We start from the raw sequence: 13,155 nt of genomic DNA on the forward strand, positions 1-13,155 counted from the left end.
GTCCACGTCGAGTTGCTGAGGGGACCGCTGGAAGGTGTGCTGAAGCTGACGCGGCGGATGCCGGAGTGGTGGTGGCGACCTGGGTGACGCCGCCATCGAACCGGCTGTGCATGAGGGTTCCTCGCATGGTGAAGCCGGTGGGCCTGCCGGGCAGGTGCGGGGCTGCGCCCGGTCCGCTCAGGAGGTGACCGCGTCGGTCACGGTGAGCTTGACGTGCAGCCCGTCCCATGGGCTCCTCGGTGGATCTCCTAGCGGTATTCACCGCGCCGGTGCCGGGCCCGTACGACTCCCACGTCCAGGAGCGGCTCGCTGCCGGCGATGATCGCCGCCTGATGCTCGTCGAGCGCGGCGCGAGCCGCCTGGTCACCGCCGCGCAGGTGCACGATCACCTCGGTACGGGGCTCGTCGAGGACGAGGGCCAAGTGGTCGGCGGCGCAGCGACGGGCCTCCTCCACCGTGCGTCCGGCGACGTGCCCGAGCGCGTCCGGGAGCCCCTCTATCTCGACCTGCCACAAGTCACGGGCGTGGCGGGAGCGGGTGAGGACGGCGTCATGTCTCGGCATGGTGGGGGCTCCTTCACGGAATCGGTACCCAGAGCCGAAAGAGTGCCCCGGATGTGGAGGATCAGACGCCGCTTCGTGAACATGTCCACGCCCCGCGCGTGCGCCGTGGCTGAATTCGGCTGCTTCGCTGCCCGGGGGTGAGGTCCAGGGTGCAGTAGGCGCACGATCCGCAGCCGCCGCTGGGCCCTGGGCCGAGCGGCCCTTCGCTGTGGTGTCCCGGCGGGCGCCGCCGCCGCGCGGCCGACCCTCGGCGGTGGCTCTACGGGTTGGCGGAGTTGATGCGCTCGACCTTCGGCGCAGTTCACCTTTCGGAGCAGAGGGAGCAGAGAACGAGCGTGCGCCCCGAACGGCGCGGTGTGTGCCGGGATGCGGCGCTGTCCGCACTGCGCGGTGCCCGCCGGCGGGTCGGGCACCGCAGAAGCGACGCGCGACCCAGGCGGGCGGACCCGGTATCAGTGACGGCCGCGGCTGGAGGCCAGGGGCGCGCCGTAGCCCTGTGGGGTCACCTCCAGGTCACATCGGTCGTGCTCGCTCTGCGGGCAGGAGAGTGTCACCTCACGGTCCTCTCCCGGCAGCAGCCACAGATAGTTGTCGGAGTAGCGGGCGGGCAGGACGCGGTCGCCCGTGCGGTGGTCGCGCAGCGAGAGACGCACCATGGGCGCGACGGCGCGCCCCTTGTTGCGGACCGTGACGGTCACGCTGATGCGCCCTTCGCGCTGTGACGTCCGGCCGCCGGAGATTTCCAGCTTGGCGCCGGAGAGGCTGTTCAGGGCCTGCATGTCCTTCGGCTGTTCGTAGCGCCAGTACGTGTTGCGCGACAGTGTCCGCCCGTCGGTGCAGGTGAGCGTGAGCCGCACCGGATGCAGGGGGTGGTCACCGTCGGGCCTGTCCACGGCGAACGCCGATGCCGTCGAGGAGGCGTCGACGTCCAGCTTCAGGTGCCGCGGGTCCGCGAGGCGGCGTCCGGACAGGTCGAAGACCTCCGCGCGGACCTCGGCACCGCGCAGCGCCTGCCCCGTGTGATTGATCGCGAGGACCTTCCAGTCCGTCGGGTCGGCCTGCACGTGGTAGGGCTCGCAGCCCGAACGGGCCCCGTAGTAGGTCCCGTTGACGTCGAGGTCGTAGTCGTAGGTCTGCCACACCGTGCTGTGCCACGCCGGGTTGGGCATCCACAGCAGCAGACCGCTGGCGTCGCTCCAGAGGTGGGCGTTCCACGCCTCGAAGATGGCGCGCATCGACTCGAAGTCGACGAACTGGTCCTTGGCGCAGAACTCCTCCAACGACGAGGATCCGCCGAGGCGTTCGTCGATGGCGGCCTGGTAGCCCTGCGGGTTCTGCCCGCCACGGGTCAGCCAGTCGTGGTGGTTCCACACCAGCCCGATCGGCCATTCCTTCTCGCCGTCGACGAGGTTGCGCATGTTCTCGGCGACCGAGACCGTGGGGATGCCGATCTCGGTGTGGAAGCCGAAGGTGCCCTGGGCGTACAGATCGGGGGAGTAGTACCGCTTCGGGTCGACCCAGGCGTACGGTCCGCTGCCGCTGACCACACCGGACGCCGAGTTGCTGACATAGCTGACGCCGGGGTGCTCCTCGGCGACGGCCTTCCGCGCGCCCTCGTCGATCTCGCCGGACGGTGTGCCCTCGTTGGCGCCGCACCAGACCACCACACACGGGTGCGAGCGATAGCGGCGGATCCTGTCGCGCACGTGGTCGAGGTAGAGGGCGTGGTTCGGCGGGTCGAGGAACCACGCGTTCCAGAAGACGTTCCACCCCAGCAGCCCGTCTTTCCGCGTCGCGGTGCGGGATGCCGGCCATGCCGCTGTTCTCGGCGGCGGCATGACCGGCGGGACGCGGCCTACATCGTGAGGCGGTCGATGTCGGGAGCCCAGTCACCGGCGTTGGAGATGGTGATGGTGTTGTCCGTGCCGGGGGCCAGGGTGAGGCTGACGGTGGTGGTGCCGGGGCTCGTCCAGCCGGCGGTGGGCGCGAAGGTGACCGTCTGCGCCTGGGTCGAGTTCGCCTTGACCGTGGCCGAGCGGGTGACGGCGCTCGCGTAGTGGAGGGTCACTGTCCTGGTGCCGCCGCTGCCGCCGTCGACGTGGCGGAACGTGAGGGTGGCGCCGTTGCCCAGATAGCCGACCTTCTTGCCGCCGGAGCAGCCCGAGCAGTCGGCGACGACCGCGGTGCCGGTGAGCGTGTTGCCGCCGTCCTCCGCCTCGTACGAACCGGGGCCGGCGGAGCCGCCGGGACCCACCGCCATGGCGCCGAGGCCGAGCCAGCCGTCGCTGCCCTGCGTCGCGTTGGCGAAGCGCAGCTGCTTGGCCTTCGCGCTGATGTCCTCCAGCGGGTTCTTGGCCTTCATGACGAGCTGGTAGTCGCCCTGGGTGACGCCGGACAGGTCGATGTCGGAGTCGAAGTACTGCGCGTAGCCGTAGTCGAGGTAGGTGTGGTCCGAGCCGCTGCCCCAGTCGGGGAACGCGCGGATCTTCTTCGGCATGACCTTGCGCAGGTCCCAGGAGGTGTCCCAGGTCTTGACGACCTTCCCGGAGGGGTCCTTCAGGCCGAGGCTGACCTTCCAGGGGTAGTAGAACGGGGCGACGCCGTCGTTGCTCATCTGCACGCCGACCGTCGTGGTGCCTTGGGCGGTGTCGTGGAAGTAGGCCTTGTCGACGCCCAGGTCGTAGCCCATCGTCCGCACCGCGGCCGCCACGTTGGGGTTGTCGGCGGAGTAGGCGGCGCTGCCTTCGTTGATCTTCCAGGTGGTGTGCTCGAGTTCGATGCAGGCCTTCATGTCGTCGACCGCACCGGATCCGCCGGGCCAGTTGTCGAAGGCGGTGGGCTGGATCTCGGGACGGACCTCACCTCCCATGGAGGCGGTGATCCATCGGTTCTCCACGCCGTGTTCCAGGGCTTTCTGGAGCTGCGCATAGGAGGCGCCGCCCATCGACTCGGGCAGGGTGACGCCCGCCAGGGGGCTCCCCTCGCGGTAGCAGAAGGAGTCGTCGTGGTAGCCGATTGCGGGTAGCGCGTCGGCGGCGCCGCCCGCCGCCGCGGCGTAGCGCACCTCCACCTTCGTGTGGGTGAAGGCGCTGTTGTACGCGTTGATGAGCTCGGCGCCGTGGGTGTCGGTGGGCATGTAGTCGGGGTACGAGTCGCTGGACGTGTCGGTGTCGTAGGGCCAGGTGTGCCACTCGCCCCACAGGCCGACCAGGCCCATGTGGATGAAGCCGATCCGCGGATCGCCGTCGTAGCGGGCGCCGAACGCCGCGATGAAGTTCTTGACGGCGTCCAGCAGGTAGGCGCTGTCGTAGTCGGGGCTGGTGGTGTTCCAGTAGGTGTTGGTGCGGTTGTCGACGTGTCCGGCGAAGCATGCGGGGATCGCGTTCGCCGGGTGGCTGCCCGTGCCGCCCGGGTACTCCATGTAGAAGCGGACGGCGGCCTGGTTGCCGTAGGAGGCGATCTCGTCGAGCGCCTTGTCGAGGACGCTCCAGTCGTAGTGCCCGCAGTCCGAGGCGCTGTTCATGACCTCCGACAGACCGAAGTAGCTCCAGGTCAGCGCGTGCGGATAGCCGGTGTTCTCGTCGGCCCCGGGCTGGTAGAAGCGGGCGAATCCCTTGAGCGGGTTGTCCAGTGGTGCGTCGGCGCGGGTCAGGGAGTGGGCGGGCAGCGAGGGGTCGGGGTCCGGACCGGGGGCCGGCCGCTGGGGTGCGCCGGCGGCCGACGCGCGCTGGGGGTGGGGGGCGGCCCAGGCGGCCTGGGTCGTGGTCGGCAGGAGCGCCATGGCGACGGCGGCGGCCACGAAGGACAGCGCGGCCAGCCATCTTCTGCCGCGTCGCCGAGCGAAGGTGCGCATGATTTTGAACCTCCGGGAATCGGTGGGGAGTAGCCGTGCAGCGGGGGCACGGCTGCGGATCCGAACGGGTCGACAGGCTTTTGACCTGCAGAGGGGTCCGGATCGCAGGGGTTTCGCCCTGCGGTCGACGCTGCCTCTCGGCGTGGGGGAACTTCGCTTTCTTACGAGGAAGCGTTGACAAACTTTCGCTGTTCCTCATCAATATGTGTCCACGGTGCCCCACTGGCAAGAGGTGCGGCGCACATCTCTTCGGAGGGCAACCATGGGCGCGTACACGGCAGTTGCGCCATCACGCGAGAGCATCGGGACGGACCGGGGGAAGGCGGACGTCCGGCGGCCACGCCGGCGCCGCGACGACCGCAGGGTCGCCTGGCTGTTTCTGGTCCCGGCCCTGTTGGGGTTCGCGCTCTTCTACGCGTATCCGACGATCCGCGGCGTCTACTACTCGCTCACGGACTACAACCTGCTCTCGCCGCCGCACTTCACCGGCGCGGACAACTACCAACGCCTCGTCGACGACGACCAGTTCTGGAACGCGCTCAAGGTCACCGGCTTCTACGTGGTCCTCAACATCGGCTCGCAGACCGTCCTGGGGCTGGGCCTGGCCACGCTGATGCACCGCCTGACCCGCTCGGTCGCGCTGCGCGCGATGCTGCTGGTGCCCTGGCTGGTGCCCAACGTCACCGTCGGCCTGCTGTGGATGTGGCTGCTGGACGCCGACCTCGGCTTCGTCAACCACCTGCTGAACGCCCTGGGCCTCGGCACCACCGGCTTCTTCACCTCACCGCACTGGGCCATGCCGTCCGTAGCCGCGGTCAACACCTGGGCCTACGCCGGGTACACGGCTCTGCTGCTGTACGCCGGGATGCTGCAGATACCCCAACACCTGTATGAGAGCGCCTCGTTGGACGGCGCCGGCGAGTGGCGCATGTTCACCCGGATCACGCTGCCCCTGCTGCGGCCGGTCCTCGCGCTGGTCCTCGTGGTGTCGCTGATCGGTTCGTTCCAGATCTTCGACACGATCGCGGTGACCACCTACGGCGGCCCCGTGAGCGCCACCCGCGTCATCTACTACTACATCTACGAGCAGGCGTTCACGAACTTCCGCATGGGCTATGCCTCCGCGATCGCCGTGGTGCTCGCGGTGATCCTCGGCGTCCTGACCGCCGTACAGATGCGACTGCTGCGTGCCTCCCGCTCGGATCTGGCCTGAGGAGCCCCGACCATGACCCGCCTCCGTACGAAGCCCTCACCCGGCCGGATCGCCGCCTGGGCCGTCCTCGTCGTCGCGCTGATCGCGACCGTGTTCCCGTTCTACTGGATGGTCCGCACCGCCCTGACCCCGGCCGCCGACCTGTACACCGACTCCACCGCGCTCGTCCCGCACCACCCGACAATGATCAACTTCCTGCGGGTGCTCGGCCTGACGAGCCAGGAGGAGGCACAGGCCGCCGGCGGCTCGGGCGCACACGTGAACTTCCTGCGCTACCTGCTCAACTCCGTCGTCTACAGCGGACTGATCGCCGCCCTGCAGACGATGTGCTGCGCGATGGCCGGCTACGCCTTCGCCCGGCTCCGGTTCCCCGGCCGGAACCTGGTGTTCGGCATCCTGGTCGGCGCTCTCATGGTGCCGCCGATCTTCACGGTCCTGCCCAACTTCGTCCTGGTGAAGAACCTCGGCTGGCTGAACACGTTCGCGGGAATGGTCGCGCCCAGCGTCCTGATGACCCCGTTCGCCGTCTTCTTCCTGCGCCAGTTCTTCCTGTCCATCCCGCGGGAGGTGGAGGAGGCGGCGGTCCTCGACGGCGTCGGCCCCTGGGGCGTCTTCTGGCGCGTCGTGCTGCCGATGAGCCGCGGCCCGCTGCTGACCATCGGCCTCACCACCACGGTGTGGGCGTGGAAGGACTATCTGTGGCCGCTGCTGACCGGGCGTGAGGAACAGACCCGCGTACTGACCGTCGCCCTCGGCATCTTCCGGCAGCAGTCGCCCAACACCCAGCCCGACTGGACCGGGCTGATGGCCGGTTCGGCGCTGTCGGTGCTGCCCGTGCTCGTCCTGCTGTTCCTGCTCGGCCGGCGCCTGGTCGAGTCCCTGAACTTCACCGGGATCAAGTAGCCCACCCCGTAACCGACTTCACACACCTCCCCCTTCTTACGAGCTGAGAGGCCCTTCGTCATGAGCTCCATGCGTCTGCGTACCGGCACGGCCCTGCTGTGCCTGGCCGCCACCGCCACCCTCACCTCCTGCGCCGGATCCGACGACACGGCCGGCGGGAAGACGACCGTCGACTACTGGTTGTGGGACGACAAGCAGCTGCCCGCCTACCAGGAGTGCGCCGCCGCGTTCCAGAAGGCCAACCCCGACATCACCGTGAAGATCACCCAGACCGCGTGGGAGCAGTACTGGCAGAACCTGACCACCCAGCTGGCCTCCGGCGACGCGCCCGACGTGTGGACGGACCAGGCCTCGTACTATCCGCAGTTCGCCACGAGCAACCAGCTCCTGGACCTGCAGCCGCTCGTGGAGCGGGACAAGGTGGACCTGTCCGCCTACCAGGCGGGTCTGGCCGACACCTGGGTCAAGGACGGCAAGCGCTACGGGCTGCCCAAGGACTGGGACACCATGGCTCTCGTCTACAACACCGCCCAGCTGAAGAAGCAGGGCTTCAGCGCGGCTCAGCTCGACACCCTGACCTGGAACCCGTCCGACGGCGGCACCCTGGAGAAGGCAGTCGCCAAGGCCACCGTCGACACCCACGGCCGCAACGGACTCGACCCCGACTTCGACAAGGACAACGTCAAGACGTACGGATTCCTGCCCGAATGGAAGGACGGGTCCCAGGGGCAGAACGGCTGGGGCGACCTCGCCGCCTCCAACGGCTTCACCTACCTCGACAAGAACCCGTGGGGCACGGAGTTCAAGTACGACGACCCGCGGCTCGCCGAGACCATCGGCTGGTTCAAGCACCTCATCGACAAGGGCTACGCGCCCCGCTTCGACAAGAAGTCGACGCTCGCCAACTCCGAACTGCTCACCGCGGGCAAGGGCGCCATCATGGTGGCCGGTTCCTGGACGATCTCCACCTTCACCGATCCCAAGGTCAAGGGGAAGTTCGCGTTCGCGCCGCTGCCGACCGGACCGCAGGGCCGCAAGAGCGCCATCAACGGCCTGTCGGACGCCATCTGGGCCGGCACCAAGCACCAGGAACAGGCCTGGAAGTGGGTCAAGTTCCTCGCCTCGCCCGACTGCCAGAACCGCGTCGCCCAGCGCGGCGTCGTCTTCCCCGCGCTCAAGAGCGCCACCGCCAAGGCGCTGGCCGCGCACAAGGCGAAGGGTGACGACGTCCACGTCTTCACCGACGCCGCGAACGACAAGGACGTGACCTTCCAGCTGCCCGTCACCGAACACGGCACGGAGATCAGCACCCTCGTCCAGGACGCCATCCAGTCGGTCGTCCTGGGACAGGCGAAGCCCGGTCCCGCCCTCAAGGGGGCGAACGACAAGGCGAACGCGCTGTTCAAGTAGCCGGTCCCCGCACCGACGTTCCTGACCGACCTCTGAGGAGATCCATGGCCCAGCTCCTGCGCCTCGGCGCGCACACCGTCGCCGCCGAACTCGACGACGACACCCCGCCCCGTCCCGTCGACGGCGGACTGCTGCTGCCGCCCGGCCGCGTCGCCCTCCTGCACGGCCTCGGCGACGCACTCTTCTACCGGCACGGCCACAACTCCTGGAGCCCGTGCGGCTGGCGGCGCCTGTCCGACGCCCCGCTGCGGATCGCCGGCGCCGAGCGCCGCCTGACCGCCGACGACACCGTGTGGGACGACCCCGCCCGCCACCACTCGTCGGCCGTCGCAGCCCTCGAAGGGCCGGACGGACAGGTGCTCCTGCTGGGCGCGCTCGGCCTCGACATACCCCGCCTCACCGCCGACCGGGACTCGCTCGCCGGATGGTACGAGCGCGGGGGAGCCCCCTGGTTCCTCGCCCACGGCAGTGAGGAGGAGGTGTTCGGCGCCTACGCCCGGCAGCTCGCCGAGCGCCTCGGGCACAGCGACAAGCACGCGGGCAACGTCTGGTGCAGCTGGTACGCGTACTACGAGAACATCACCGAGGAACAGCTCACCAAGGACATCACCGCACTGCGCGGACTGCCCTTCGACGTCGTCCAGGTCGACGACGGCTGGGAACAGGCGGTGGGGGACTGGCAGCCGAACGCCAAGTTCCCCTCCGGAATGCGGGCGCTGGCCGACCGGATCACCGACGCGGGCCTGCGCCCCGGACTGTGGATCGCCCCGTTCATCGTCCACCCCCGGTCCCGCACCGCCCGGGAACGGCCCGACATACTGCTCCGCGACGCGCAGGGTGAGCCGGTGGTCGCCGGACACAACTGGGGCACCGGCTACTGGGCCCTCGACCTGGCCCACCCCGCGGCCCAGGACCATCTGCGCGAGACGATCCACCGGGTGTGCCGGCAGTGGGGATTCACCTACCTCAAGGCCGACTTCATCGGCGCGGGCGCGGCTCCCGGGACGCGCCACGTCGACATGGGCCGGGAGGAGGCATACCGCACCGGCCTGGAGATCATCCGTGAGGAAGCGGGCCCTGACGCCTACCTGCTCGGCAGCGGCGCTCCGCTGCTGCCGTCGCTCGGACTGCTCGACGGCATCCGCAGCGGCCCCGACGTGGCACCCCTGTGGGAGCACTACGCCACCCAGGACCCCTCCGACGCCCTCGCCCGCAACGCCGTCGTCAACACGCTGCACCGGCTGTGGCAGTCGCGGCTGCTCGAGGTCGACCCGGACGTCGTCTACTTCCGCAGCCGCCTCAACCTGCTGACCGAGCAACAGCAGCGGTGGCTGCGCGACCTCGCCGACATCTGCGGATTCCGGGCCGTCTCCGATCCGCCCGGATGGCTGCACCCCGACGAACTGGAGGAAATGACCGCGTACTTGGGGACCCGGCCTGAGTCCCGCAGACTCGGGCGCTACCGCTTCGCGCTCGACGGACGCGAGGTCGACTTCACGCCCGCCGTCCATCCCGACGCGCAGCAGCTGTATCCCATCGCGTGATCCGCGCGGTCGTGGGTACGGCAGAGAGGAGGAATTAGTAAACTGCGCAGCATTATTAAGGCGGCGGGCAAGGCAACCCCCACAGGGAGCACCAAGATGGCGACGACCGGAACAGACCTGTCCCGGATGCGCGAGATGAACCAGTTGTCCATCGTGTGGGCGCTGCGCGGGAAACAACCCGCCACCGTCACGGAGTTGGCCGGCCGCACCGGGCTGTCCCGCCCGGCCGTCGACGTCCTGGTGCAGGCCCTGGTCACCGACGGCTGGGCGGAGGTGGAGGAGCCGGGTGCCAGCAGCGTGGTGGGGCGCCCGGCACGCCGCTTCCGCTTCCGGGCCCGCGCCGGGCATGTGCTGGGCATCGACATCGGCGTACACAAGATCCTCGTGATGCTGAGTGATCTGGAGGGCAACCTGCTGGAGTCCCGCCGCTGCCCGGTCGATCCGGACGCCGCGCCCGAAGCGCGGCTCACCGCGGTCGACGAGGTCATCGACGAAGTGCTGCACAGCGCCGGGATGGCCCCGGCCGACATCTGGGCCGTGACGGTCGCGGTGACCGGGCCCGTCGACGCCACCGGCCGCACCACCCTGTTCACCCCGCTGCCGGGCTGGCGTACCACCGACACGGTCGCGCACCTGCGCACCCGCTTCACCTGCCCGGTCCAGGTCGAGAACGACTGCAAGCTCGCCGCCGTGGCCGAACGCTGGAAGGGCGTCGCGCAGGACGCCGACGACATCGTCTTCCTCCTGGCCGGGCTGCGCACCGGCGCCGGACTCATCCTCGACGGCACCCTGCGCCGCGGCTACGGCGGTGCCGCGGGCGAGATCGGGGCCCTAAAAGCCGTGCGCTGGCTCAGCGCACCCGGTCACCTGGAGTCCTGCCCGGGCATCCCCGCGACGGCGGCGCCGGGCGAAGCGGCGGCCTGGGTGTTCCAGGCCGCCCGGGACGGCGACCGGGACGCGAAGACGGCGGTGCGCCGCTACACCCGTGACCTCGCGGTGGGTGTCGCGGCGCTGGTCCTCGCTCTCGACCCCCAAGTCGTCGTCTACGGCGGAGGCTTCTCCCGCTCGGCGGACGTCGTCCTCGACCCGCTGCGCAGAGAACTCACCAAGCACTGCCTGCGCCTGCCGGAGCTGCGCACCTCCACTCTCGGCGACGAGGGCGTGGCGCTGGGAGCGGTTCGCCTGGCCCTCGACGAGGTCGACCAGCGCCTGCTCACCGACGGTCTGGCGGCGCCGGCCGCGCCGGAGGGGTAGCCCGCATACTCTCTTTGGCGCGGGGCGGTGGTCAGTGGCACCCGGCGCCACGCCTCACATTTCAGGGCGCTGTGCTGTCGTCTCTCTGAAAGTGTCGGAGCTCGTTCCACCCGCTGCGGAGGAAGAGATGAACACGTCAGGCAAGGCCGTCCCCGGCTTCGCGTTGCACCTCGTCGTCGACGACGTCGAGCGCAGTATCGCTTGGTACGAAGCGGCGTTGGGCGCGAGGGTGACCCGCGTTCTCCGGCTGCCGGACGGGGCGATCGCCACCGTCGACCTCGATGTGCGCGGTCTGCCCGTGGCCATGGCCGCGCCCGTACCGGGCACCCCGCTGGCCAGCCCGTCCACGAGCGGTACCTCTGCGGCCGCCTACCGGCTCGGCGTCGAGGACGCCGACGAGGCCATGAAGCAGGCCCGCGCCGCCGGTGCCACCGTGAGCGAAGAGGTTCACGACGCGTTCTGGGGGATCCGCACGGGTGAGGTGCTCGACCCGTCCGGTCACCGCTGGGCATTCGACCAACATGTGCGGGACGTAACGGTCGAGGAGATCGAAAGCCGGCTGGCCGAGCTTCTGTCGGGCCCGCACTGACCGGCAGCCCGCGGCCACCGGGGCCAGGTCGGGTATCTCTGGCCCCGGTGGCCGGGGGAGCGCGGCCAGTGGCCCCTCCCGCCCAAGAAGTAGGAACTCAGTGGCCCACCAGCACCGTGGGATCGGCGGCCTTGACCTTCTTGCGCGGCAGCAGGGCGGCGGGGATCAGGCAGACAGCGATGAGGATGGTCGCCACGAGGAACACCGCGGCGTAGGCGTCGCCCATCTGATCCTTGATCGCGCCGGGATCGGTCGGATCGATGTTGTTCTTGAGGCCGTTGGTGAGGAGCACCGAGAACAGGGCGGTGCCGATGGAGGCCGCCACCTGCTGGACGATGTTCATCAGCGTCGACCCTCGGGCGACGTTCTGGTCGTTCAGCGTGGCCAATGCCGAGGCCATGATGGGCATCATCGAGGCACCCATGCCGAGGCCCATCACGAAGAGCGCCGCGATGATGTAGGTGTACGAGGTGTCGGCGGTGAGCTGGGTGAACATGCCCATGCCTACGGTGATCACCGCGATGCCGGTCATCACGATCTTGCCGGGGCCGATCTTGTCGGCAAGCATTCCGGCGATCGGCATGGTGATCATCGCGCCGATGCCCTGCGGGGCGAGGAGGAGCCCGGAGTCGAGCGCGGACTCGCCGCGGACCTGCTGGAAGTAGAGCGGGAAGAGCAGGCTGGCGCCGAAGAAGGCGACGGCGAACAGCGACATGGCGATCACCGAGATGCTCATGTCCCGGTTGAGGAACAGGCGCAGGTCGACGAGCGGGTGAATGTTCCGCCGGTTCAGCGCCCACGGAACGAACGCCGCGATCAGCACCAGCCCGATGACGGCGGGTACGAGCACTTCGGCATCCCAGACGGTGCCGGACTCAGGAATGGTCGAGACGCCGTACAGGAACGTCGCCAGTCCCGGAGAGAGCATCACCATGCCCAACCAGTCGAAGGTCTCCGACGGCTGTACGTGGTCCTTGGGCAGGACCTTCGCCGCGTAGATCAGCGCTATCGCGCCGACGGGCACGTTGATCAGGAAGATCCAGTGCCAAGAGGCGGAATCGATCAGCCAACCGCCCAGGATGGGACCGAAGATCGGCCCGAGCAGCATGGGGATCCCGAGCACCGCCATCACGCGGCCGACCCGCTCGGGGCCGGCGGCACGCGTCAGGATCGTCATGCCGAGCGGCATCAGCATGCCGCCGCCCAGTCCCTGCAGGACGCGGAACGCGACCAGCATCTCCAGGGAGGTGGCGGCCGCGCACAGGGCGGAGCCGGCGGCGAAAAGGACGATCGCCAATAGATAGAGCCGTTTCGTGCCGAACCTGTCGGCGGCCCAGCCGGTGAGCGGAATGACGCTCGCCAGAGCCAGCGTGTAGCCCGTCATCGTCCAGGCCACCTGCGCCGAGGTCGCGCTGAACTCCTTCTGGAACGTCTGCAGCCCGACCGACACCACCGTGATGTCGAGGATCGACATGATGCCGCCGAGCACGATCACGCCCGCTACGAGGAGGACTCCGCGGTCCAGCCCGGCGCCGGATTTGTCCTCGGGAGGACTGCTCTCGGTCCGTTGTGATGTGGTCACTTCGCAACCTTTCAGGGAAGGACGGCACCGCCTGATTCGCCCGCGCCCGTCCACCGTCTCGTAACCGCTGAAGAGGGGTGACCGCCGTGGCGAAGCGCCCTGAACTCGACCGACGTGCCCCCGCACTCACAACGGACAACTGTGGTCCTACATACAGATGGACCCATTATCGAGCAGGACCGTATCACTGCGGTGGATCATTCTCTTGGGGGGCTACGGCGTGGGTTCGCCGAGGACACGACGC

10 protein-coding genes are annotated in these 13,155 nt (G+C 69.2%); 6 read left to right on the forward strand and 4 right to left on the reverse strand.

The window, feature by feature from the left end; all coding sequences use genetic code 11:
* Window positions 1-248 precede the first annotated feature (248 nt).
* The 3 genes from B072_RS0106335 to B072_RS0106345 all read right to left on the reverse strand — a co-directional run bounded on the left by B072_RS0106335 (window position 249) and on the right by B072_RS0106345 (window position 4,416).
* The gene (locus B072_RS0106335) at window positions 249-563 is read right to left on the reverse strand and encodes a hypothetical protein (RefSeq protein ID WP_018529099.1); all 315 of its coding nucleotides are present in this window, start codon (window positions 561-563) and stop codon (window positions 249-251) included.
* 452 nt (window positions 564-1,015) lie between these two features.
* On the reverse strand, window positions 1,016-2,401 hold the full coding sequence (locus tag B072_RS0106340) for a glycoside hydrolase family 2 protein (RefSeq protein ID WP_018529100.1): 1,386 nt from the start codon (window positions 2,399-2,401) through the stop codon (window positions 1,016-1,018).
* A 17-nt stretch (window positions 2,402-2,418) separates the two neighbouring features.
* Window positions 2,419-4,416, reverse strand: a complete 1,998-nt coding sequence (locus B072_RS0106345; protein WP_018529101.1) for a DUF4832 domain-containing protein — start codon at window positions 4,414-4,416, stop codon at window positions 2,419-2,421.
* Between the two features lie 262 nt (window positions 4,417-4,678).
* Between B072_RS0106345 and B072_RS0106350 the strand changes: the two genes are divergently transcribed.
* The 6 genes from B072_RS0106350 (at window position 4,679) to B072_RS0106375 (ending at window position 11,329) form a co-directional block, all read left to right on the forward strand.
* On the forward strand, window positions 4,679-5,629 hold the full coding sequence (locus B072_RS0106350) for a carbohydrate ABC transporter permease (RefSeq protein WP_018529102.1): 951 nt from the start codon (window positions 4,679-4,681) through the stop codon (window positions 5,627-5,629).
* 12 nt (window positions 5,630-5,641) lie between these two features.
* Window positions 5,642-6,532, forward strand: a complete 891-nt coding sequence (locus B072_RS0106355) for a carbohydrate ABC transporter permease (protein ID WP_018529103.1) — start codon at window positions 5,642-5,644, stop codon at window positions 6,530-6,532.
* Between the two features lie 60 nt (window positions 6,533-6,592).
* Window positions 6,593-7,942: an ABC transporter substrate-binding protein gene (locus B072_RS0106360; protein WP_026245509.1), complete on the forward strand. Its 1,350-nt coding sequence runs from the start codon at window positions 6,593-6,595 to the stop codon at window positions 7,940-7,942.
* A gap of 44 nt (window positions 7,943-7,986) precedes the next feature.
* A complete protein-coding gene (locus B072_RS0106365) occupies window positions 7,987-9,486 on the forward strand; it encodes a glycoside hydrolase family 36 protein (protein ID WP_018529105.1) in 1,500 nt (499 codons plus the stop codon).
* Between the two features lie 96 nt (window positions 9,487-9,582).
* Entirely contained in the window at window positions 9,583-10,740 is a 1,158-nt protein-coding gene (locus B072_RS0106370) for an ROK family transcriptional regulator (protein WP_018529106.1), read from the forward strand.
* 127 nt (window positions 10,741-10,867) lie between these two features.
* A complete protein-coding gene (locus tag B072_RS0106375) occupies window positions 10,868-11,329 on the forward strand; it encodes a VOC family protein (protein ID WP_018529107.1) in 462 nt (153 codons plus the stop codon).
* Window positions 11,330-11,426: 97 nt separating this feature from the next.
* On the opposite strand, the gene B072_RS0106380 is transcribed toward B072_RS0106375, so the two are convergent.
* On the reverse strand, window positions 11,427-12,965 hold the full coding sequence (locus B072_RS0106380) for a DHA2 family efflux MFS transporter permease subunit (protein ID WP_234018801.1): 1,539 nt from the start codon (window positions 12,963-12,965) through the stop codon (window positions 11,427-11,429).
* Between the last annotated feature and the right edge of the window lie 190 nt (window positions 12,966-13,155).

It is taken from the genome of Streptomyces sp. HmicA12, from assembly GCF_000373565.1.
Classification (GTDB): Bacteria; Actinomycetota; Actinomycetes; order Streptomycetales; family Streptomycetaceae; genus Streptomyces.